General features: G+C 37.3%; 20 protein-coding genes. 11 read left to right on the forward strand and 9 right to left on the reverse strand.

Annotation, left to right across the window (positions count from 1 at the left end; all coding sequences use genetic code 11):
- Positions 1 to 777: 777 nt before the first annotated feature.
- On the reverse strand, positions 778 to 1857 hold the full coding sequence (serC, locus tag WFN33_RS15895; protein ID WP_336953976.1) for a 3-phosphoserine/phosphohydroxythreonine transaminase: 1080 nt from the start codon (positions 1855 to 1857) through the stop codon (positions 778 to 780).
- A gap of 349 nt (positions 1858 to 2206) precedes the next feature.
- On the opposite strand from serC, the gene WFN33_RS15900 reads away from it, so the two are divergent.
- The gene (locus tag WFN33_RS15900; protein ID WP_336953977.1) at positions 2207 to 3019 is read left to right on the forward strand and encodes an AraC family transcriptional regulator; all 813 of its coding nucleotides are present in this window, start codon (positions 2207 to 2209) and stop codon (positions 3017 to 3019) included.
- 40 nt (positions 3020 to 3059) lie between these two features.
- On the opposite strand, the gene WFN33_RS15905 is transcribed toward WFN33_RS15900, so the two are convergent.
- Complete coding sequence (locus WFN33_RS15905) at positions 3060 to 3656, reverse strand: LysE family translocator (protein ID WP_336953978.1); 597 nt, start codon at positions 3654 to 3656, stop codon at positions 3060 to 3062.
- Positions 3657 to 3741: 85 nt separating this feature from the next.
- Positions 3742 to 4152: an SRPBCC domain-containing protein gene (locus tag WFN33_RS15910; RefSeq protein ID WP_336953979.1), complete on the reverse strand. Its 411-nt coding sequence runs from the start codon at positions 4150 to 4152 to the stop codon at positions 3742 to 3744.
- A gap of 197 nt (positions 4153 to 4349) precedes the next feature.
- Between WFN33_RS15910 and WFN33_RS15915 the strand changes: the two genes are divergently transcribed.
- From WFN33_RS15915 to gltP, 5 genes are all read left to right on the forward strand, one after another.
- Positions 4350 to 5843, forward strand: coding sequence for a TolC family protein (locus WFN33_RS15915; RefSeq protein ID WP_336953980.1), 1494 nt, complete (start codon positions 4350 to 4352; stop codon positions 5841 to 5843).
- 13 nt (positions 5844 to 5856) lie between these two features.
- Entirely contained in the window at positions 5857 to 7113 is a 1257-nt protein-coding gene (locus WFN33_RS15920; RefSeq protein ID WP_336953981.1) for an HlyD family secretion protein, read from the forward strand.
- 2 nt (positions 7114 to 7115) lie between these two features.
- Positions 7116 to 8249 carry an ABC transporter permease gene (locus WFN33_RS15925; RefSeq protein WP_336953982.1) on the forward strand — a complete coding sequence of 378 codons (1134 nt, stop codon included), beginning with the start codon at positions 7116 to 7118 and terminating at the stop codon, positions 8247 to 8249.
- A complete protein-coding gene (locus WFN33_RS15930; protein WP_336953983.1) occupies positions 8242 to 9351 on the forward strand; it encodes an ABC transporter permease in 1110 nt (369 codons plus the stop codon). Before WFN33_RS15925 ends, WFN33_RS15930 begins: the two co-directional genes overlap by 8 nt.
- A 277-nt stretch (positions 9352 to 9628) precedes the next feature.
- Positions 9629 to 10918 carry a glutamate/aspartate:proton symporter GltP gene (gltP, locus tag WFN33_RS15935; RefSeq protein ID WP_262086234.1) on the forward strand — a complete coding sequence of 430 codons (1290 nt, stop codon included), beginning with the start codon at positions 9629 to 9631 and terminating at the stop codon, positions 10916 to 10918.
- A gap of 138 nt (positions 10919 to 11056) precedes the next feature.
- Here the strand turns inward: gltP and WFN33_RS15940 are convergent, their stop codons facing one another.
- A complete protein-coding gene (locus WFN33_RS15940; RefSeq protein WP_336953984.1) occupies positions 11057 to 11383 on the reverse strand; it encodes a hypothetical protein in 327 nt (108 codons plus the stop codon).
- 104 nt (positions 11384 to 11487) lie between these two features.
- Here WFN33_RS15940 and WFN33_RS15945 point away from each other — a divergent pair, with 104 nt between their 5' ends.
- Positions 11488 to 11937, forward strand: coding sequence for a hypothetical protein (locus WFN33_RS15945; RefSeq protein WP_336953985.1), 450 nt, complete (start codon positions 11488 to 11490; stop codon positions 11935 to 11937).
- Between the two features lie 152 nt (positions 11938 to 12089).
- Here WFN33_RS15945 and WFN33_RS15950 read toward each other — a convergent pair whose 3' ends face one another.
- The 4 genes from WFN33_RS15950 to WFN33_RS15965 form a co-directional block, all read right to left on the reverse strand.
- Positions 12090 to 12215, reverse strand: coding sequence for a KGW motif small protein (locus WFN33_RS15950; RefSeq protein ID WP_336953986.1), 126 nt, complete (start codon positions 12213 to 12215; stop codon positions 12090 to 12092).
- 124 nt (positions 12216 to 12339) lie between these two features.
- Positions 12340 to 12864 (reverse strand): hypothetical protein, encoded by a 525-nt coding sequence (locus WFN33_RS15955; RefSeq protein ID WP_336953987.1) that lies wholly within the window; start codon positions 12862 to 12864, stop codon positions 12340 to 12342.
- 53 nt (positions 12865 to 12917) lie between these two features.
- The gene (gene purL / locus WFN33_RS15960; protein WP_336953989.1) at positions 12918 to 16751 is read right to left on the reverse strand and encodes a phosphoribosylformylglycinamidine synthase; all 3834 of its coding nucleotides are present in this window, start codon (positions 16749 to 16751) and stop codon (positions 12918 to 12920) included.
- 185 nt (positions 16752 to 16936) lie between these two features.
- Positions 16937 to 17677 (reverse strand): hypothetical protein, encoded by a 741-nt coding sequence (locus WFN33_RS15965; protein ID WP_336953990.1) that lies wholly within the window; start codon positions 17675 to 17677, stop codon positions 16937 to 16939.
- Between the two features lie 491 nt (positions 17678 to 18168).
- Here WFN33_RS15965 and WFN33_RS15970 point away from each other — a divergent pair, with 491 nt between their 5' ends.
- Genes WFN33_RS15970 through ruvB form a run of 4 tightly spaced genes read left to right on the forward strand, consistent with a single transcriptional unit; the run spans position 18169 to position 21802 of the window.
- Complete coding sequence (locus WFN33_RS15970; RefSeq protein WP_336953991.1) at positions 18169 to 19509, forward strand: deoxyguanosinetriphosphate triphosphohydrolase; 1341 nt, start codon at positions 18169 to 18171, stop codon at positions 19507 to 19509.
- Positions 19509 to 20171 (forward strand): hypothetical protein, encoded by a 663-nt coding sequence (locus tag WFN33_RS15975; protein WP_336953992.1) that lies wholly within the window; start codon positions 19509 to 19511, stop codon positions 20169 to 20171. Before WFN33_RS15970 ends, WFN33_RS15975 begins: the two co-directional genes overlap by 1 nt.
- A gap of 9 nt (positions 20172 to 20180) precedes the next feature.
- Complete coding sequence (ruvA, locus tag WFN33_RS15980; RefSeq protein WP_004724404.1) at positions 20181 to 20783, forward strand: Holliday junction branch migration protein RuvA; 603 nt, start codon at positions 20181 to 20183, stop codon at positions 20781 to 20783.
- A 17-nt stretch (positions 20784 to 20800) separates the two neighbouring features.
- On the forward strand, positions 20801 to 21802 hold the full coding sequence (ruvB, locus tag WFN33_RS15985; protein ID WP_262086242.1) for a Holliday junction branch migration DNA helicase RuvB: 1002 nt from the start codon (positions 20801 to 20803) through the stop codon (positions 21800 to 21802).
- 224 nt (positions 21803 to 22026) lie between these two features.
- On the opposite strand, the gene WFN33_RS15990 is transcribed toward ruvB, so the two are convergent.
- Positions 22027 to 24216, reverse strand: coding sequence for a TonB-dependent receptor domain-containing protein (locus WFN33_RS15990; protein ID WP_336953993.1), 2190 nt, complete (start codon positions 24214 to 24216; stop codon positions 22027 to 22029).
- Positions 24217 to 24797 lie beyond the last annotated feature (581 nt).

Raw genomic sequence — 24797 nt, forward strand, 5'->3', positions numbered from 1 at the left:
CAATTTTTATGTTTTTGAATTCAAATTTACTACTTATCCACAGTTTAAATTCAAAATCAAATAATCAGGTCTGTTTAAAACTATTTAAGCTGAAGAATATTGACTGTTTATTTAAATAATAAATACATTCCCCCTATTTAAAGAATCCCCAGAAAATAAATTTAAAAACAGAAGCTTAAACATAAAAATTAAACCAATAAATATCATGATCTTGTTAAAAAATAGACTCTATTTTTATACTTAATTCGGATTATTTTTCATATAAAGACTAAAAAATAGGCAAGTTATCCACAATGTACCCACAAAATCATAATTATAAATTCATAATATTTTTATTGATCGCGAGATAATAAATACCTCAACATATTAATAATGTAATTTAGCACTTTATTTAACCAGTCAATTATGTTAAAAATACGACGAACCAATAGGATTTAAACAATAATTTAAAAATCTAGGCTCAGTAATGAAAATTATACCTGAACAATCGACTAGTCTAATCAATCAAGTGAGTGGTTTTCACTTACGCTTGGATAAAGGAGCCTGCTGCTTTTTTGTTCTAGGTATGTTTTTAGCTGCAATGATGATCCATATATTAGGCATATTCCCGACGACTTAATGTTTTACCGCATTTATCTCATAAAAAAAATCCCTCACTCTGGAGGGATTTTTTTTATGTCTAGGGCTTTAATTCCCTCCTCCTCTGTTTACTCAATCAAGGGGGGGAAATTAAGGTTCTGATCGCACAACAAAACATTTAAATGTTTTGAAGTATGATTAGCCATTACGTTGAGCAAAGTCATCCATAAAGTTGACAAGCGCTTGTACACCTTCTACAGGTACAGCGTTATAAATACTAGCTCGCATACCGCCTACTGAACGATGGCCGGCAAGATTGAGTAAATGATTTTCTTCAGCTTCTTTCAAGAATAATTTATCCAGCGCTTCATCTGCCAAAGTAAACGGCACATTCATGATTGAACGGTTTGGAAGTGCGATCGGATTGTTATAAAAATCACTAGAATCAATATAACCATATAGTAATTTAGATTTTTCAAGGTTGGTTCTATACATTGCGTTTACACCGCCCTGCTCAAGCAACCATTCAAAAACCAAACCAGACAAATACCAAGCATAAGTAGCGGGTGTATTCACCATAGAATCATTCTTCGCTTGCGAACCATATTTTAACAAGCTTGGAATTTCAGGTTTTGCTTGATCCAATAAATCATCACGCACGATCACAAGGGTTAAACCTGCAGGACCAATATTCTTTTGCGCTCCAGCATAGATCAAACCAAACTTAGATACATCTAGTGGCGCAGATAAAATACTTGATGAAAAATCAGAGACTAAAGGTTTATCTGTTTCTGGAATATTGGCAAATTGAATACCGCCAATTGTTTCATTTTCAGCATAATGGACATAAGCCGCGTCGTCTGACAAGTTCCAGGTACTTTGCTCAGAAATTGCAAGCTTTCCATTTATGCTTGTTGCCGCCTCAACGATATTGATATCGCCGTAGCGTTGCGCTTCTTTAGTGGCTTTTTCTGACCAAATTCCCGTATGGATATAATCAGCTTTGGAATTTTTACCCAATAAATTGAGCGGAATTGCAGAAAACTGAAGTGATGCACCACCTTGTAAGAACAATACTTTATAATTCTCTGGAATGTTCATCAATTTACGTAAATCTGCTTCTGCTTTTTCAGCGACAGCCACATAGTCTTTGCTACGATGGCTCATTTCCATGATGGATAAGCCTTTACCATGCCAATCCAATAACTCAGCCTGAGCTTTTTCTAAAACGGCAGTAGGTAATGCAGCAGGACCAGCACAGAAATTGTACGCGCGCATGATTTTTCCCTTTTTTAAAGTGAAACGAATGAAATAGGCGCATTTAACCACAAATCGACCTTTCTTGCAGTAGCTTTGTCAGTCAATATTTCAATATGTTTAAAGATTTAGAGTTGATAATTCTATTAACTATAGACAATTAGAGAAGCAAAATATTGTAGCTAGACTGCGCATTGATATTTTAATCATCATCCTGAAACAATGATTTATTGCCATTCTGATTTTATTACTGACTGCACAGGGCTAGAATATCCGTTACTCATATCCATATACGGATAAAGACTCAATTTATAAGCTTAACTCAGTTATAATTTATTCAGCTTAAACTTTATTCATTGGTAGATGGTAAATGCCAGCCTCAAATCATCAGGATTGGATTCGGACAGCATCAGAAACAGATCGATTTGAACGTATCGAAGCATTTTTTAATGATCATGCCTATGAACCGCATCGGCATGATACCTATGCCATTGGTCGCACCCTTTCAGGCGTTCAAAGTTTTCATTATCAAGGTGTCATGCAACATAGCCAGCAAGGTATGACAATGGTGCTGCATCCAGATGAAAAACATGATGGCGAATCAGGTACACAAGAAGGTTTCCGCTATCGCATGGTGTATATAGAACCTGCAAAAATTCAATCTATTTTAAAGGGTAAACCTCTACCCTTTATCGAACATGGGATCAGCACAGATCCTCGATTATTTAAAGCCACCAATACTTTTCTACAAAGTATTGAAAATCATATGGAAGTCTTGGAAGAAGAAGATGCGCTGTATGATCTGGCCATGGCTTTAAATGAAATTTCTTTTCAACCATTATCACAACGGCTAAGTTTTGATTATCGTGCAGCAGAAAAAGCCAGAGAATTTATTCATACATTATCTGAACGAAATATCAGCTTGGATGATTTAGAAAAAAATATTGGTCGCGACCGGTGGAGTTTATCACGCGACTTCCGTTTATTGTTTGGAACCAGCCCACATCGTTATTTAACCATGCGCAGGCTGGAAAAAGTTAAAATCAATTTAATCAAAGGGGCTTCTTTAGTTGCAGCTGCAACAGATGCAGGCTTTTATGATCAAAGCCATATGACTCGACATTTTAAACAAGCATTTGGACTCAGCCCTGCGCATTGGAAAAAGATCAATCATTTGCCTTAGGTGTAAAACACATACAGATTCAGTTCAAGATTTTGATTTATCAAAACAAATGCATTCCTATAATAAAATCTCGAAGCATTCCAAGTCCTGTAATAATCAGCATGATTGCCATAATTTTATTTAAATAATTAAACCATTTAGGATCAGAAATTTTATCCCCTAAAAATTTACCCGCCAAAGCATATACGAACGGCGCTCCAGCAGCACCAATAGAAATGATTAAAGATACAACGAAAATCATCACGCCAGTAATTTTAGCCGCAGGATACATAATTGTCGTGACGGGTAAAATCACCAGAATTCCTTTAGGATTAAATAATTGAATTAAGAAACCATTTAAGAAAGTCAGTTGGTATTCGGCTTTTTCAGTTGTTTCTAAATATACTGTCAACATTTTAACAGCGATATAAAAGGTATATACCGCCCCGACCAAAGAAATATAGTCTAGCCAATTGTGAGGAATAACAGCCTCACCAACATAGCCCAAGGTCAAAAATAGAAATAACATTGCACAACCCACCCCAATGAAAAAACCAATGGATTGTTTAAGCTGCCCAAGCAGTCCTGAATTCAATCCAATGAAATTTACAGGACCAGGGCTATACATCACACTCAAGGTATAAAGAAAGATTTCCACAACAACACTCAACTTTGATCTAGACGAATTTCAAAAGATCAAAGTAAGTCTGTGGAAATATTTTGTATTGTACGTTTGTGCAGAACTAGCTTTTATTTTCTACATAGCGTGCAAAATTATCTAAAATTGCTTGCCAACCTGCTTGCTGTTGTTCAATTGGATATACCGTTTCAGGATCAAAACTAATCCTCACCACAACAGCATCATTTTTCTGTTCAAAGTAAACTTCAGCATTTCGTTCGCCAAAAGAATAAGCAATTTTTTTAAGGGGAATAATTTCAGTATATGTACCCGAAAAATCAAAGCCCATACTGCCATCTTTAGCTTCCATACGATTTGAAAATTGACCATCCACACGTAGATCATTTTTAGAATTGACTGTGTGCCAATCTGCTGAAGCGGTATTCCATTGTTGTATATCCTCTGGATTATTATAAATATCCCAAACTAATTCGATTGGTGCTGTCACCACAGACTCAACGGTAATTCTTGCCATTTTTTTCTCCTTATATCTATTTTGAGATTCAATTTATTGATTGAATTATCATGGTTTTGATTATAATTTAATCACATCTATACTCATTATCGAAACTACAAAAACCACACATATTAAAGTATACATTTAGATTATTTATTCTAGTCATTCAAGGTTAGAATAGTCTCAAATTTAAACAAATGCTGATGATTTTTCAGATGAAATTTAGAACTTGCTATTCACTTAAAGCATTATCAAAATTGATACAAGTAAGCAGCTTTGTAGCCTTAAATACGGCCTTTGTATCCGTCACGTTTGCTGAAAATCTAAGCTATGTACAAGCAGAACAATATTTACTTGAAAACTCTTATACCACCCAAGCCAATCAAGCACTCAGTCAAGCTTCTAAACTTCAAGCAGAAGCCGTCAAAAATATTGGTCTACCTCGCATCGATTTAAATGTACGTGCCTATAAGTTTCATACTGAAACAGATATTCCACTAAATGGGGTCAAAAATAATCTAGAACAGACGCTTTCACAAGGGGTGAATGATCGGGTTGATCAATGGCAATCTGAACAGAACATTCCATCGAATATCACAGATCCTTTAAAACAAGGACTAAACCAAGGAATTCATAGTGGTATTGGCTTAATTCCAGATACAGCCAATGTTGTCCTTGAAGATCAAGTTGTTCGCCCTACAGTTTCTGTGATGATGCCAATTTATACTGGCGGGATTACCTCGACAACAAAGCAGATTGCCAATTTAAAAGTTGAACGTAGTCAACTCGATGCTAAACAACAGCAAGATACACAACGTTTTGAAGTGATTCAGGCGTATTTTAATGTGCAATTACAACAACAGCTATTCAATGCCAGTCAATTCAATCTGAGTGCAATGCAACAACACTATGACAATTCACTCAAACTTGAAAAACAGGGATTTATTAGCAAAGGACAACGCATGCAATTTGAAGTTGCGCGCAATAATGCCCAGCGTTCAGAACAAAATGCTTCGGCAAATTTACAAGCCAGTCAGTTCCAACTTCAAAATTTATTGCATAAATCCAAAATTGATCAATTGACGACACCTTTATTTGTCAATCGTCAGCAAAGCCAATCACTCAACCAACTCCTTGCTTCTTATCCTGAAACTTCAAGCCTAGTTCGAAAAATGCAAATGGATACACAGCTTGCCAATCAGAATGTCAAAATCCAGAGCGCCGCAAAAAAACCAACCCTTTTTGCGTTTGGAGAATATAGTTTAGATCAAAACCAAAATTGGATTGTGGGTGTTGCTGCTCGCTACAACCTATTTTCAGGGATTGATAAGAACAAAAATGTCCAAGCAGCTGAATTACAGAGATATGCAACAGAGCTTATGACAGCGCGCACCCAACAAGAGATTGAGAATATTATCTACAAATCCTATAGTGAGCTCGCCACAGCACAGCAGTCCAATCAATTACTACAACAAAATGAACAAGCAGTGTTAGAGAATTTAAGAATTCAACAATTATCATTTAAAGAAGATATGGGCACCGCCACTCAAGTCATCGATGCACAGAATCAACTCAGCCTACTCAAAACCGAAAAAGCACTCAATGCCTATAAATACGTGCTCTCCCTAGCAACTTTGCTACAAAGCCATGGTTCTATTGAACAATTCAAAGACTACGTCAATCAAACTAATACAGATTATATTCGTTAAGATGGAGCATAAAATGACAAAACAGCATGACCATCACAATGGACAAAATGATTCATCTTCAACTTCGCAAGCTGATGCAAACTCAGATATTTCATTAAATGAAAATTTAGTTCATCCAGAAATGAATACACAAAACAATACAGATCCGACCGCTTTATCTGATGCAACTGTAGCGCAACAACCTACAGCCGACCAAATTGAATCTGAAAAAGACACACTAATCAAAGATTCGGCACAGGAACAAAGTGCTGCGACAAACATCAACAACGATCAAAAACCTTCTAAAAAGAAAACTATTCTGGTCATTGGCGCAATAATTTTTATTCTATTATTGGGATTGATTGCGTTTGGTCTATGGAAAAGTTATCAGCCTAAAACAGTAGATGTTCAAGGACGTGTTGAAGCTGAAACATTACATGTCAGCACTAAAGTTCCGAGTCGGATAGAAGGCATCTTTGTCAGCGATGGTCAAAAAATTAAAAAAGGACAACTGTTAGTTACTCTAAGTAGTCCAGAAATTGCTGCAAAAAAACAACAAGCCCTGGCAAGTTTACAATCCGCCTTAGCCTTACAATCGACAGCAGACAGAGGTTCTCAACAAGAAAATATTGATACCTTATATGCCAATTGGCAAAGTGTAAAAGCGCAAGAAAATCTTGCAAAAATGACCTACCAACGTGGGGCTAACCTCTTTGCACAAGGGGTTATCTCGCGTCAACGACGTGATGAAATGCATGCCGCTGCACAATCAGCCACTCAAATGAGTGAAGCTGCTTATCAGCAATATGCACGTGCAAAACGCGGCAGTACCACTGAACAAAAATCTGGGGCTGATGCACAAGTCGAGATCGCGAAAGCCGCTGTTGCGGAAGCCAATGCTTTAGATGCAGAAACCAAACTATACTCTCCTGTAAACGGCACTGTATCTAAAACTTACGGTAAACCCTCAGAACTGGTGGCTATTGGTGTTCCTGTTGTGAGTATTATTCAAGATGAAGAAAATTGGGTCAGTTTAAATGTCCGTGAAGATCAATACACCCAAGTTTATCAAGCAAAAAGCTTAGATGGTTTTATACCCGCACTCAATAAAACAGTGTCATTTAACATCAAAAATATAGATGCTGAAGGTGAGTTTGCAACCATTAAAACCACACGTCAGACAGGTGGTTATGATATTCGTAGTTTTAAAGTTAAGCTTACACCCGCTGAAGCCGTACCTGAATTAAAAGTAGGCATGAGTGTGATCTTTAAATTAAAAGAGAGCCAATAAGCATGTGGACGGGCATGTTAAGAGAGCTTCAATATTTGCTCAAGCATAAATGGGATTTATGCTTAGTCACACTTGCCCCGCTCTTTGTGATTATTTTATTCAGTAGTATGTTTTATGCAGGAAAAGCTGAACATTTACCGATTGCAATTATTGATCAAGATCAAAGTGAACTTAGTCGCAATATAGAAAAGTATCTTAGTCATAATCATACGGTTTCAATTTACACTGTATCAGACAATCCCAATGAAGTTGAGTATCTGCTCAATCAGACCAAGATTTGGGGATATGTGCATATTCCAGCAGGTGCTGAACAACGTCTGGTTCAAGCACAAGATTCACAGATCAGTATTGCTTTTAATCAGTCTTATTTTAGTATTGGCAATGGGATTTCTTCAGCGATGCTTCTCTCTACAGTTGAAGCGATTGCTGATTTTGCAAAGAATTCATATTTTGAAAATAAAATTCCTTATGCTGAACTTTCCACAGCAAATATAAAAATTTCTCCCCTGTTCAATCCCAATCTCAGTTATGAGTTCTATTTAGAACCCTTTATGATTCCAGCAATTTTGCACTTATTGCTGTGTTGTTGTGTGGCTTTTGCAGTGGGTCAAGAATTGAAATACGGCACATTAAATCAATGGATTCAAGACAAATCTGTGTTAAATGCACTTCTAGCAAAAAATATGGTCTATGTGTTAATTTTCTGTTTTTGGACTTGGGTATGGCTGTTTTGGCTGGTGGTAATCCGAGGTTGGTTCATTGCTGGTAGTCTATGGATGATTTTACTTGGACAGTTCTTACTTTATTCAGCCTATGCACTGATCAGTAGTAGCGTCGTTCTCGCAACTAAAAATTTATCTAAAACTTTTGGATTTATTGCAGTCTATGGTGGCTCTTCGCTAAGTTTTGCAGGTGTCACGCTTCCCTTAAATAATGCACCAATTTTTACCAAATTTTGGGCCAACATTATTCCCTATACACCTTATGCGAAATTACAAACTGAGCAATGGGTTGTTGGCAGTCCTAGTTTTATTTCGATGGTTCCTTTAGCCATCCTTGCTGCATATTGTATTTTCTATTTTGCATTATCAAGTTTACTCCTCAATAAAAATTTAAGGGGAGTAAAACATGATTAAATTCTTTAAAGAGCTCGCTCGATACTATGTAGACACTTTTAAAAATATTGGGAAAAACTCGTCTATTTTGACCACTATGGTGCTTTCAGTATTTTTTTATAGCATTTTTTATCCTACAGCCTATAAAGCGCAAACTGCTGAAAGTTTGCCGATTATTATTGTTGATGAAGAACAAAGCTATCTGAGCAATACCATCATTACTGAAGTTGCCAAAAGTCCCAATATAAAAATTACTGAAATCACTGGAAATTTTGAACAAGCAAAACGGATGGTTCAAGAGCAAAAAGCCGATGGTATTTTGTTATTACCTGAGAACCTATCCAATAGTGTGGTTCGAGGTGAGGCTGGTGGTATTGGTTTATATCTCAGTAGTGCTTATTTTCTTAAAACCAAACAGATTGGTTTAGGCTTAGCCACTGCAATTGAAAATGCCGTTGCAGAACAAGCCGAAAGGTTTGGCAAAATTTCACATTTCCAAGCCGCGCTTCCGATCCATCAAATTCCGCTGTTTAACACACTTTCAGGATATGGCAGTTATATCTTTCCTGCAATTGCGCCTCTGATCATTCACCAGACTATTGTTCTAGGTTTGTGCATGTTGATTGCGGGGTATCGTGAAAGACGATGGCGAGCCACAACTACTGAGTTTTTGGGAATCTATTTAGCAGCACTCACGATTGGTTGCCTCGGCTGCTATTATCTATTTGGTTTCACTTACTGGATCAATGACTATCCGAGAGGCGGCAATTTTTGGGGCATGTTGTTTTCCGTTCCGATTTTTATTAGTTGCGTGATTGCAATGGCAATGCTTTTAGCCAGCTATCTAGATATTTCAGAACGTGCTGGACATCTGATCGTTTTCACCTCAATTCCATTGTTTTTACTGTCAGGTGCAGCTTGGCCCTTGCAAGCAATGCCAACTTGGATGCAGTATTTTGCTCATCTCTTCCCGTCCACTCAAGGAATTAATTTATTTATTCAGTTAAATCAAATGGGTGTGCCGATTCAGGTGGTTATTCCAAAGTTAATTTATCTCGTATGCTTAACAGGAATTTTGATGATATGGGCATATATACGCCTAATGCAAACATATAAAAAATAAAAATAGTTGTGTGAAATTTAATTTATATAATGAATTAAAATTAACAATAAAATCGAATCCTTTAATCAAACTGAACTATTTTTAATCATTTGAACGCATTTTTGATAAAAAAGTTAGTACTGCTGACGCAAATAGCGTCAGAATAGGCCATTTTCGAAATACTCTGAATACTCAGAATCTCCCACCCTAAGGCGCCCACATGCTTTAGCGGGATTTCTTTTGTGTTTTTTTGATAGAGTTTTCCTTTTCGCCAAAATCTGAATTTTAAGGGCTCAGTATGAAGAAAATGAGAATTAGCCTTGCTTGGCAAATTGTTATTGCGCTCTTCTTAGGTATTCTTGTTGGTGCTTTTTTGCACAACGCACCTGAAATTCGCGGTGACATCATTGCAAACTTTTTACAACCATTGGGTAAGATTTTCATCAATCTGATCAAAATGATTGTAATTCCACTTGTGCTTTCCATGCTGATTTTAGGAATTGCCAATGCGGGTGACAGTAAAAGTGTCGGTAAACTTGGCTTTAAAACCATTGTTTATTTTGAGATTATTACGACAGTTGCAATTATTGTAGGCTTAGTTGCTGCCAATGTATTCCAACCTGGTGCAGGCATTGATATGTCTACACTGACAACCTCTGATATTTCGCAATATAAAGAAACGACACAGGAAGTCAGCCATGAAGCTCATGGCTTAGTAAATACTGTTCTTTCACTTATCCCACCGAATATTTTTGCTGCAATGGGTGATGGGCACATGTTGCCGATTATTTTCTTTGCAGTCATTTTCGGTATTGGTCTAGGTTCATTGTCTAAAGAAACCAAGCAACCGTTGATTGACGTGTTAAAAGCTGTTTCTGAAACAATGTTCAAAGTAACTCACATGATCATGATGTTTGCACCATTTGGTGTATTCGGCTTGATCGCTGCGACTGTAGCAAACTTTGGTTTTAGTTCATTATTACCATTAATTAAACTTGCTGTTTTAGTTTATGGGGCAATCCTGTTCTTTATCTTTATTGTGCTTGGTTTTGTGGCTAGATTCTGTGGTTTTAGTATCTGGACAATTATCAAAATCTTAAAAGATGAACTTATTCTTGCCTACTCCACTGCAAGCTCTGAAACCGTTTTACCACGTATGATGGAAAAAATGGAAGCTTATGGCGCGCCAAAATCAATTACCAGTTTTGTTGTTCCTATCGGTTATTCATTTAACTTAGATGGTTCAACACTCTATCAAAGTATTGCTGCTATCTTTATTGCACAACTTTACGGTATTGATTTAACCATCACTCAACAGCTTGTTTTGGTCTTGACCCTGATGATTACCTCTAAGGGTATCGCAGGCGTTCCTGGTGTGTCTTTCGTGGTTCTATTGGCAACTTTAGGCAGCGTGGGTATCCCACTAGAAGGCTTAGCATTTATTGCGGGTATTGACCGTATTTTAGATATGGCTCGTACTGTATTAAATGTGATTGGTAATGCACTTGCTGTTCTTGTAATTAGTAAATGGGAAGGCAAATTCGATACTGAGAAACAAAAATCTTATAATTTTGATGCCACACATTAATTTTTTAAGATCAGAAAAACCACCTTCGGGTGGTTTTTTTGTACATGCTTGACTGAGATTACCTACCTTTTAGACTACTTTCAATTCCACTAATCGCTCCAAAAGATTGAATATATGATATGCAGAATAATTAACTTTCTAGCATTGATCAAGATACTGTTTTAATGGCGTTTTACCCTTCTTTAAAATGATTTTAATCTGCGCTTTTTTACCTACTTTGACAAATTCTTGGATGATATAACCATCTTTTTCAAGGCATAAATTCCAATCATAAACTTGCACCCCATGAATTACTAAGCTTTCAACTTTCCATTCGGCCTGTTTTTCAAAATTCACTATCCCCAATTTATTTGTGAATTTTTCATCATATTGATCATCTATTTTTGCAGGATGTACTGATGTTACTAACACGATTTTTACATCAGGAATTGCTACTCCCTGCTCATTTACAACAGTCACAGTCACTTGAGGCTTCTGTGTTTTATATATCGGGTAACAGCTAGTTAAAGAAATCAGTATTGGTACTAGAAATATGCTTCTTTTCATGATCTCATCTATTTAAAAAAATTTTGATTTTTCTAAATCAATTCTCTCATATTAATAATGTTTTTTATTTTCATCATCTGACATTTTTGTATTCCCCTATAAGCTATCCAAATAAGGCGGCTTATATTTACTTTAAATTATTAAATAGTTACCTTTATATTTTAGATTTCATAGAAGAAAGACCAATGAGAAACAGCTATTTAATTGCAGTCATGCTATCAAACATATTTTTAAGTCAAGCACATGCTAAAAACGATGATGTAGCACAATCTTCTGAATATATTTCTAGTGGCGCAGAGGCTGGAATTGTATCAATTGATGCTATACAGGAAGCAGCTTTGGAAGCTGAAAATGTTGATTTTGACATATCAACAAGTACAGCTGCTTCAGATGCGGCGGCTGCAGCCGCTGATGCTGCAGAAGCTGCTGAACGAGAAGCACAAGCAACAGAAAAACCATCTAAATCAAAATGAATAGAAAGTGCTATTTGCAGTAAACATGCAAATAGCTTGCTCTTGTGTTTATCTCATGAACATATCTTTATCAGAGATAAAAACCACAATAAAGTGCCTTTTGTCATTAGCAACTAAAAACTCTCAATCAGAGAACGTACTCATTTCGTTAGCTACGCGATTAAATATGCACTGAGAATAATCAGCATTTGTATAGCTAAAATAACACTAAACCATTTCCAGCCTTTTTGGCGAAGGATGACCTTATCTGCTGTTGAATAATTGACTGTTCTTATCATTTTATCACCTCATTCTTGCTACATCATGGAACATCTTTGGGGCAAAACATCGGTCTTTTAATAGACAATTTATAACATGCAAAAAATAAACCAACCCTAAAAGTGTAACAAATTTCCAATACCTTCATTGATGTTCATTCGAGGCTTCCCAGTAAAATTTTTTTCCGAATGACAATGAGTTAATCAATTTTCTTTGTTGAATCCACTCAATATGAGGAAAACAATAACCATCCGATTCAGCAAAAAAACGCTGACCTTTTTGATCTATCAACTCGACTTGCACACAAAAATAATCCCCATATAACGTCGAGGGCTTTAAAAGATGACCGTGATCGAAGTCAATTTTAACCATGGCTAAACTTAAATCAGTCAGAAATTTATGATGGACACTTAAGCAATCAACTAAATATTTAGAAAATCTTTGATGGACTTTCTCTAAAAAATTATCGTTAATGTCATGGTGCTGATTCAATAATCTAAAAGTAAAACTAAAGGTATTTAAATGTCTTGCATGCGTATACAGTACGCCTATACCCCAAAAGCCATAATAATCATGATAGCGATTGCTAAACTTATCCAAAATAACTCTTGTCACATCCAATAATCTTTTTTTCATTTTTAGTAAGTATTCAATATTTTCAACCATCATAGATTAAAAAAGCCCCTTACGGGGCTTTTACAATTCATTGGTCTAGGATTTAATTAACCAATAAACTTACGCGCATTACGGAACATACGTAACCATGCACCATCTTCCGTCCACTCTTCAGGCTTCCAAGAATGCTGAATTGCACGGAAATTACGTTCAGGATGCGGCATCATAATCGTTGCACGACCATCTTTTGAAGTCACCCCAGAAATTGCTTCAGGAGAGCCATTTGGGTTCAGTGGATATTGTTGAGTCGCATTACCCAAGCTGTCTACATAACGTATAATTACTTGGTTACCGGCATTTAACGCAGCAAAGTTTTCAGCAGAAGTTTCTGCACGACCTTCACCATGTGCAACAGCGATTGGTAAAATAGAGCCTTCCATGCCTTCTAAAAGAATCGATGGAGATTTCTCAACTTTCACATTCACAACACGGGCTTCAAATACTTCTGAAGTATTACGGCGGAAACGTGGCCAGTTGTCTGCACCCGGAATGAGTGGCGAAAGCTGAGCCAACATTTGACAGCCATTACAAATACCTACAGAGAAAGTATTGTCACGGTTAAAGAATTTCTCAAATTGATCACGAAGTTTAGGATTAAACAGTACGGACTTAGCCCAACCACCGCCAGCGCCTAAAACATCACCATAAGAGAAACCACCACAAGCAACCAGACCTTCAAAGTCGTCTAAATCTACACGACCTGAAAGTAAATCACTCATGTGAACATCAACAGTATTAAAACCCACTTTATCGAATGCCGCAGCCATTTCAACATGACCATTCACGCCTTGTTCACGTAAAATCATCATGTTTGGACGGCGTTCATTGATATAAGGAGCTTCAACAGGCTCATTTAAATCAAATGTTGGTAATGCAATTATACCTTTATGATTTTTATCACCAATTAATGCAAATTCTGAATCAGCTGTTTCTACATTATCACGTAAACGTTGAATTTGATGAGAAACTTCAGTCCAAGCTTGTTGCAATTCAGCGCGATCAAGTATCAAACCGTTCACTGACAATTTATCAGAATCATTGACAGTACCAACAACGCTAATCGCTTCTTTTAAACTTGAAGTTGCAACTTCATCTGTCAAACTTGCCCAGTCTGCTTTAGAAATTTGCAATACTGCACCAATTTCTTCGGCAAATAAGCTTTCAGTAGATTGATCTTCAAGTGCTACACCTAAGCGTGAAGCAAACATCATTTCAGCAACAGTTGCCAATAAGCCACCATCACCAATGTCATGATACGCCTTGATCAAACCGCGATTATTCCAATCTTGAACCAATGCAAAGAATGCTTTGAACTCATCAAAGTTATCAACATCAGGTGTAACAGAACCAATTGCCTTATACACTTGTGCAAGGATCGAACCGCCTAAACGGAACTGACCTTTAGATAAATCAATACGTACTAGAACTGAATCTTCATTTTTCAATTCAGGTGTCAATGTTTTACGAACATCCAACACAGGTGCAAATGCAGTGATGACACCAGACATTGGTGAAGTCACAGATTTATCTTCGCCTTCGTCATTCCAAGTCGTACGCATCGACAATGAGTCTTTACCCACTGGAATTGCGATACCCAATGCAGGACACATTTCCATACCGATGGCTTTTACACCTTCGAATAATGCTTGATCTTCACCTTTTTGACCTGCGGCCGCCATCCAGTTAGCAGACAGTTTAATATCACTGATCTGTTCAATATTGGCACACATGATATTGGTGATGGACTCAGCCACGGCCAAACGTGCAGAAGCAGCAGGATTTAACAATGCAACAGGAGGACGCTCACCCATTGCCATTGCTTCACCGGTATAGCCTTGTAAGCTTGTTGTGGTTACCGCAGCATCCGCAACTGGAACTTGCCAACGGCCCACCATCTGATCACGCGATACCATACCCGTGATTGAACGGTCACCAATGGTGATTAGGAATGATTTTGAAGCCACTGTCGGGTTTTTCAATACACGGAAGATTGCATCTTTTAAATCGACTTTAGATGCATCAAACTCATCACCTTTACGTTGAATCGTTTCGTATGTACGACTCATACGTGGCGTGCCACCAAGCATGACTTGCATTGGCATATCCACTGCTTTGTTTTCAAACAATGGATCGTTTACAGTCAATTGACGTGCTTCAGTCGCTTCTCCCAATACCGCAAATGGGCAACGTTCACGGGCACAAATCGATTCAAATAACTCTAATGATTCTGGTTTAATGGCAAGCACATAACGTTCTTGTGCTTCATTTGACCAGATTTCCATTGGTGACATGCCTGGTTCAAGCGATGGGATTTTACGAAGATCAAGAGTTGCACCCAATTCGTGATCATTCACAAGTTCAGGCATTGCATTGGAAACACCACCCGCCCCCACATCATGTACAGATACGATCGGGTTAAAGTCTTCCATTCTCCAACATGCATCAATCACTTCCTGACAACGACGCTCCATTTCTGGGTTTTCACGTTGTACAGAAGCAAAATCTAGGTTTTCACCTAATTTACCACTATCTACAGAAGAAGCTGCACCACCGCCCAAACCAATGAGCATCGCAGGACCACCCAGTACAATCAGTAAATCGCCGGGCTGAATTGCATCTTTTTCTACATGGTCAGGACGAATATTCCCGTAACCACCCGCAATCATAATCGGTTTATGGAAACCTTTTACTTCGCCATTAACATTTTGCTCAAAAGTACGGAAGTAACCATTTAACGCAGGGCGACCAAACTCGTTGTTAAATGCTGCACCGCCTAAAGGACCATCAATCATGATCTGAAGTGGTGATGCCATACGAGATGGTTTACCGTAGTTTTCTTCCCAAGGCTGTTCAAAACCTGGAATATTAAGGTTAGAAACCGTAAAGCCCGTTAAACCTGCTTTTGGTTTACCACCACGGCCTGTTGCACCTTCATCACGAATTTCACCACCAGAACCTGTCGCAGCACCTGCAAATGGAGCAATTGCGGTTGGATGGTTGTGGGTTTCCACTTTCATAAGAATGTGGGCAGCTTGGCTCTTATATTTATAAATATGGTGACCCGTGGCTTCATCTTTTTTCGGATAGAAACGCTGTGTGTCAAAACCAACAATTACAGAAGCATTATCTTTATATGCTGACAAAACATCTGTAGGTGATTCTTTATAGGTATTTTTAATCATTTGGAACAATGATAATGGTTGTTTTTCACCATCAATTGTCCACTCTGAACCAAAGATTTTATGACGACAATGTTCTGAGTTTGCTTGAGCAAACATCATCAACTCGATGTCATGCGGGTTACGCCCCAACTTATTAAATGCTGCAGTTAAATAATCAATTTCTTCATCTGACAATGCAAAGCCAAACTCAGAGTTTGCTTTAACCAGTGCATCTTTACCTTGCCCCAAAATATCAATTGAGTATAAAGGTTTAGGCTCAGTTTCAGAGAATAAAGCTGTTGCGTCATCAATTTTATTGAAAACGCTTTCTGTCATACGGTCATGTAAAATTTGTTTTACTTCATCAGAAATTTCAGAAATTCCCTTTAAAGTAAACAAAACACCGCGTTCTAAGCGGTGTACAGGTGTATTACAGTTGGCAAAAATATCGGTTGCCTTAGATGACCACGGTGAAATTGTACCGACACGTGGCGTGACTAAAATCTGGACTTCGTCACTTGCAGCCTGACGAACTTCAAACGATGCGCCATCGTTTAAAAGCTGTAAAGCAGATTGCTGTTGTTGCTCGTTGAGCGTTTGGTCGAAAAGGTAAACCCATTGGCTTTCTATTGATTGAACAGAACTGATCGACGCAAGGCGTGTTAATAGTTGTGTTTGCTTAAAAGAAGAGTGTGCAGGTGCACCGGCAACGATAAACATGCTGTTTTTGGCTCCACGGGCAGGTTTTGGCAACCCACCTCAATGTGACTTGAAGAGAGCGCATATTCTACTGTGAAAGCAAGATTTCAGCTAGTCATATCCCACTTAAAAAACGCTGAAATCTTGGTTTTAAATATCCGATTTACTTTGACTTTCGTCTTTAAACATGATTCGTAACAATTGAATTATTGAGCTGTATAATGAAACTCAGCCGTTTTAGGATCTTCTTTCGCAATGATTCCGCTTTTTTGATAAAAGACTTTTCCACAAGAAATCTCAGGATCGATTTCACCATCAATATCATAGGATAATCGGACATTTATATGTTCTAAATATGAGTTTTGAGATGCAGAGTCAATGAAAAATACATCTAAACTTTCCATGTTATAGCACACATAGATTTTTTCAGGATGCGAGTTTTTATTCAGATCAATTGTATAGGTATGATCCGCATTTTGAGTCATTCGATCAAGCTTGAGGGCCACCGCATTAACCAAATCGCCACTTTTATTAATCGCATACGCATAGTTTGCCGTATCATTTTTATAAGCTTCGTTGCAGTTTTTAATTGGTTGCCCAATCTTTACCTTGCTAGGTGTAAGATCCTCTATTGTAAATTTAGCTTTTCCATTCAACATACTGCTCGGTAAGATACTCCAATACTGTTTATTTTGAGCATTTGGATCATCTGTCCAAATACAATTATTTGTCAGATGACCATCTGGCGTTTCTTGAAAAGCAAAAGTCGCGAAAGCTTGATCTACTGGTTCAGGCTTGGCAGGAATGCTTTCTTCGATTTCAGCTTTGCTCGCTTCATTTTTTTTCTGAGTTTCGATTTCTTTGTTTTGATTGGATAGATTTTTATCAGTTGGGCTACACCCTGCAAATAGAATAATCATAGTTAATAAGAAGAAATTTTTATTCATGTGTACTCTATTTCTTAAGTGATACAAGGATAATGTTTATTCATTTTAACTGTTTATAGGGATAAACATATTAACTTTAATCATGGAAATTTTCCTAATGTTTGGACTATCTAGATTATAAATTGCTTTACAGATCATTCAAAAATTTACTGCTCAATATTTAGTGGATTGAAAAGATCAAAAATTAACAACAATTGTATTATTGAATAATTTTTAGATGATGGTGAACAGCTTTTAATTCGCCTTGATTCTGAAACACCTGATTATGGCTCTGTTGTTGTCGTGAATCCAATTACAGCGAGAGATGATTGGTTTAGTGTTGAAGCCAACTTTTATAACTTCATTATGAATTATTTTGGATATAAGGGTGAAAAATACTGGGAAAATATTTCTCAAATATAAACCGACCAAGACAACTTATGTCGCCCGCCCCTAGTACATTTTCAATAAATTTGGCATCATACGATTAACGAAAGAATGAATAATGATAAATGACTCAAATGCGTTGGTTAGAACTCCTTTCAACAGTTCGCTTAGGTAGTAAAAAGCAAAGTACAGAACAGGCACGAAGTCCATTTCATAAAGATTATGACCGCATTATATTTTCGCAAAGTTTTAGACAACTTAATCGTAAAACTCAAGTCCATCCACTGACCCAACATGATGGTATTCATACACGGCTTACGCACTCTTTAGAAGTGTCATGTATTGGCCGTTCTTTGGGAATGCTTGCAGCTGAAAAAATCCAAAATGAACTCCCCGTTTGGATCTCCACAGCAGATGTAGGGGCAATTATTCAAGCAGCATGTTTGGCACATGATATTGGTAATCCACCCTTTGGGCATGCTGGTGAATATGCGATTCGTGAATGGTTTGATGATGCTGCACATACAAATTTTTTACAGAACCTCACTCCTGAACAACAAGCAGATGTACGACAGTTCGAAGGTAATGCCCAAGGTTTAAGACTGCTTACTAAAATTGACTATCATCCTCATGATGGAGGTATGCGTCTTACTTACGCAACGTTAGGAGCTTACTTAAAGTATCCTTGGCTTTCTAAGACCATCGAATCTCAAGGAAATACTCCTGCAAGCAAACGGGCTAAATTTGGCTGTTATCAAGCTGAAAAAGAAATTCTTAAACAGATTGCAGATCAACTCGGTTTAATTCAATTGGGTGAGTATCATTGGTGTCGTCATCCGCTGACGTATTTACTAGAAGCTGCTGATGACATTTGTTATGCCTTAATTGATTTAGAAGACGGCATTATTCTCAATATGCTCAGCTATGAAGAAGTTGAACCTATTTTTCTTGATTTGCTAGGAGATTATGGTGTTCCCGCTGAACTCAGTATGCCGTATATGACTTGGCAACAAAAAATTGCCGCTTTGCGTGGTCGTGTTATGAAACGTTTGGTCGATGAAGTAACCACTGCTTTCGCAAAACAACATTATCAAATTTTGTCAGGCCAGCTAAAAGGTTCATTACTGCAATACTGCGCTGAGGATATTGAGATTGGGATTGATCGAGCAAAAAACCTTGCCCGTGAAAAAATATTTGAACACCCGCAAAAATCAGGTTTGGAAATTATTGCCCATCAGAGTTTACAGCATATTTTAGATGCCTTTATTCCCCTTACCACACCGAATAAAACATTAAGTTTTAAAGATGGTCGTTTACTGTCTATATTAGAACGGTTTGGTGCACGCTTTAGTGATCATCACTATGACAATATTATGCAAGTCTTAGATATTGTGAGTAAATTTTCAGACCATCAAGCCTATAACTTAGCGCAAGAACTTCAAGGTAATAAGGTTGGTTTTTTCTGATGAAACGGTTTGTAGATGATGGAATCACATTGAATAAATTTTCTCGGCAACCTATTTTAGTAGAATGTCCATTTTGTTTAAAAAATGCCACCGTCTATACGAAAAAAATTGATGATGTTGATTTTGAGCAACCCTTTTTTAGTTGCCAAAATTGTTGTAAATCATTTGACCAAAAAGCCAAACAAGAAAATAACTTAGGCTATTTCTCTGGGGTTTATTTAGATATTGAAGAAACTTGTCGTTGTAAACGTGGAAAATTTCAGTTTCATCAATACTATGCAAAAAAGAGTTTTGTTCCTCAATTTATTGAATTGAATTGCAACTTTTGCCCAATTTCCAAACGGATCTATCCTAACCAATTTGATATACGCAAACAATTTAATCGCGGCTTCAATACAGATCCTTATTTTGGTTATTGCCTAACACTATGTGTAGCAACAAGAAATGGACTTGTTTTCGCCTATAATCAAGAACATATTAACTGTTTAAAAGATTATATTTCTGCAAACCTTAGACAAAGAACTTATTTAAATACCAATAAAACCTATTTTAATCGTTTACCTGCTTGGATAAAATCTGCCCGAAATCGCAAAGAAATTCTTAAAGCAATTTTGCGTTTAGAGCAAATGGCATCTACTATTCAACCATTAACAAATAAGTGAACAAACTCAATGATCGGATGTCTTATTGGTGAAGTCTTAGCTTTAGAAGCACCTACCGTACTTTTAAATGTAAATGGCGTAGGTTATGAGATCGACACGCCACTCTCAACATTTTGCCAATTACAAAAAGGTCAAAAAGTTACCTTATGGACACATTTAGCCGTACGTGAAGATGCTCAATTGCTATATGGCTTCTCTAACGCTCAAGAAAAAACCATCTTTCGCACCCTGCTAAAAGTGAATGGTGTAGGTCCTAAAATGGCTTTAGGCATTCTCTCTACACTGAGTGTGGAAATGTTGGTACATACTGTTGAGAATGGTGATGTGAAAACTTTAGTTAAAGTCCCTGGCGTTGGTGCAAAAACAGCCGAACGTTTAATGATCGAGCTGCGTGATCGCTTTAAAGCCTTTGCTACAGGTACCACACCGAGTAATTCGACTTCAACTCAAATACAATTTACGGGCAATTCTGCTGTTGCTGAAGCTGAAGCGGCATTGCAATCTTTAGGTTATAAACCTTTGGAAGCACAAAAACTGATTAATGCCGTGAAAGCAGACTATACTGAAGCAAGCGACATTATCCGTGCTGCACTTAAATCCATGAATAAATAAGATAGATTAAGACACTCATGCAAGACCGTTTAATCAGTGGGGCTGAAAAACCCGAAGATCATTTTGATCGTGCCATTCGTCCAACCTCTTTGGATGATTATATAGGCCAACCTGTTGTACGAGAGCAAATGGAAATCTTCATTGGTGCTGCTCGTGGTCGTGGTGAAGCACTTGATCATACCTTGATCTTTGGCCCACCCGGTTTAGGTAAAACCACATTGGCCAATATTATTGCCCGTGAAATGGGGGGGAACCTTAAATCTACCTCTGGTCCTGTCCTAGAACGCGCAGGTGATTTAGCTGCAATGCTGACCAATCTTGAAGAAGGGGATGTGTTATTTATCGATGAAATTCATCGCCTCTCTCCAGTAATTGAAGAAATTCTTTATCCCGCGATGGAAGATTACCAACTCGACATCATGATTGGTGAAGGCCCTGGTGCACGTTCGATAAAATTAGACTTACCACCATTTACCTTGGTTGCTGCGACAACGCGTGCAGGTCTACTCACCTCACCTTTGCGTGATCGCTTTGGAATTGTGCAACGTTTAGAGTTTTATTCAGTAGAAGATTTAACTCATATTGTGGCGCGTTCAGCAACATTAATGAATGTTCCCACAACAGCAGATGGGGCAAAAGAAATAGCTCGTCGTGCACGTGGTACTCCCCGTATTGCTAACCGTTTGTTACGTCGTGTCCGTGACTATGCACAAGTTAAAGGTACTGGTGAAGTCACTCAACACATGGCACAACGTGCATTGGATATGTTAAATGTTGATAAAGATGGTTTAGATACTTTAGACCGTCGTTATTTATCGATGTTATTAGAACGTTTTGATGGCGGCCCTGCTGGTGTTGAAGCTTTAGCCGCTGCAATGGCTGAAGATTCAGGCACCTTAGAAGATGTGATTGAACCTTATTTGATTCAGCAGGGTTATGCTATGCGTACCGCTCGTGGGCGTATTGCAACCAACCAAGCCTATTTACAGTTTGGAATGACACCACCTGAGCCAAAATAATCAATAAATGGGAATATTCAATATTCCCATGTTCTTCTTATTTTTTCTAAAAGGCTTTAAGTTTTATAGAGAAATCTCTTCTCGTATATTTTTAGCATCTAACCCCTAACAATCTGTGTCGATTTATGTAAATATTTTTATAAAAATTAAATACATAAAAGAAGCTACATACAAAAACCCTATAAAAATAGGGCTTTTGTATTGCTACTCTAAGCTGAGATTTATTAGAATTTAAATGTTGTACTCAATTGAACACGACGCCCCTCTTGAGTATTGCTATATTGATTGTAATAAAGTGAACCTACTTTCTCATAATCAATAAAGTTTTTATCAAAAATATTATATAAAGCAACGCCAATATCCCACGCATCATTCACATTAAAATTTGACCCTATATGCATCAAACTATATGCCTTAAAATCACCCAATGCATCATAGACCCCTTTTTCTGTTGCAGACAAATTATTATATGTAGCGGCGTAACGAGCACGTTCACTACGATATTCACCACGAGCCCATAATTGGATATTATCATCAGCTTGCCATTTTAACGACGCGTTAACAATATGTTTAGGCGTATCGTTTAAAGGCGGATTACCCAGTGCATTATCCTGAATTTCTGTTTCGGTCCACGTATAGTTCAAACCAAATTTCCAAGTCGGTATAAATTCCCAATTTAAGCCTGTTTCAATACCATAGATATTTGCTTTTTGAGCATTGGTCGGACGTCTTACACTCCAGGCACGGGAGCCAGTATCTCCAGGTTGCATTAACCAAGGCGTACCCACACTTGCCATAAAATCTTCACAAGCTTTTTTGTCTTTAGAATCCTTGGCATCACATGTTCTTTCAATTGGGCCAGTGACTATTTTATCCTTCACCTGACTATAAAATGCTGTGATATTAGCATCAAAATTAGAATCATTATTAAAATAAGTACCTAATTCAAAGTTATTACTTGTTTCAGGTTTTAAATCTGGGTTACCAAAAAGAGGGGTTCGTCCTTGCCCACCTACGTTATAAATTCCATGGGTCAGGCGTTCTAAGCGAGGTGCTTTATAGCCTTCACTATAGCCACCTTTAAACGTCCAATTGTCATTTGCGTTCCAAACTAGATATGCTCTAGGGGTCCAAAACGTACCAAATGTATCATGATCATCAAATCGTAAACCCACCGTTAAAGCTAAATCAGGGCTAAGCGCCCATGTGTCTTCAGCGAAAAGACCCAATTGCTTAAACGAAACTTCTTTATTCACTCTTAATCCATCTTTAATGCTCGCATCCCACCATTGTCCACCAAAGGTAATATTGTGCCCATCAAGATATTGGGTTGCGAATTTAGTATCAAAAATCGTGTCTTCGCTTTCTAAACGACGGGGAGTCATCACATTTAAACCAGCTTGAGCACGTGATGGAATAAGGCGACCAACTGTTTCAGTTTGAGTATTACTAATACTGGATTCCAAGCTTCCTAATTTATTACGCCATGTATGTGCAAGCGTGAGTCGATCTCTATTATATTCTTGTGCATTACCATAGCCACCATTGGCCCCAAGCGTACCAAGTTGCCCTTTACTATTGTCATACCATTGCTCAGTTTTTTCATACTCTACGGAGAGATCATGTTGCTTAGTTGGTGTGAATGTTATGCGAGCCCCTATAGTTTCTAAATCCGATTTGGTTGGATTATTTCCCATACTCAGTTCTACTGAATTATTATTGTTATCAAGATAGCCTACATTGGATTGACTACGTTGCGCTTTTCGAGCACGAAGTTGTACTCCCAACAAATCTTGAACAATCGGACCGGTAATAAATGCATCAGCAGCACGTTGATTGCCAAAACTTGAGCTACTAGGGAGTAAAGTGCCTTCTAATGTTATTGAGCCTGTCCATTCATTTGAAACTTTTTTTGTAATGATATTGACGACGCCACCCATTGCATCAGAACCGTACAATGTAGAAGCTGGTCCACGAATAATCTCAATTCGTTCAATTGCTGAAATTGGAGGAATAAAACTGTTATTTGATTCACCAAAACCATTTGGTGTGATGTCTCCTGTGCTGTTCTGACGACGACCATCAATCAAAACCAGAGAGTATTCAGAGTCCATCCCTCGAATACGTATATTTAAACCACCTGTTTTCCCAGCGCTAGGGCTAATATCGACACCCTCAACATCAGTTAAAGCGTCTGCAATTGAGTTTATTCGTTTGTCTTTTAAGTCTTTTTCTGTAATCACAGTAATACTTGCTGGTGCATCTTTAAGTTTTTGCTCATAACCCGCAGCAGAAACAACAATTGTAGCAAGTTGTTGTGGATCTGCAGATTCAGTATTGCGTTCAGCGAAAGCTGAAGTTGTTGTAATTCCTAAAAATGCAATTGAGATTGGATAAAGGTTAAACTTACTCATAAATAGAATTCCAATAGATGGACGAGATAAATAATTGACAAAATAAAAACAAATAACACAAATACTAATGATAAGAATTATCATTAGTAATAAAAAGCATACAAAAAACAACCTTCCCAGTAAAGACTTATTACACTTAAAATTAACTAAAACTTAATAAAATATTTATTGGTTTTCACAAAGCGATTTAACGACACAGATCCAATTAAAAATTTTACTATTTTATAAAATTCATCTTCGATAAGTCATTTTTACACAGCGCTAAATATAAACTTCTACTGTCAGATTAAATCTTCAAACAAGTCTTTTCTTAATTTCCATAACATGTTGTAAGGCTTATCAAAAACTTTAATGATTTAAATATATACTTATTGGTTATTTTAAAGAATTTCTTATTAATATTTTTAGAAAAATATAGTGTATCTTAATATTAGGCACTTATAAGTAGGCAAAAATAAAGGATCATATATATAACTTTTTTTAAACAATCAGAAAAAATATTTCAGGAATGAGCTGACAGTGTTGATAGTTGGAAAATATGGCATATACATTAGGTACTCAAACGTTACTGCCTATAACCC

Source organism: Acinetobacter sp. AS167 (assembly GCF_037152175.1).
Lineage (GTDB): Bacteria > Pseudomonadota > Gammaproteobacteria > Pseudomonadales > Moraxellaceae > Acinetobacter.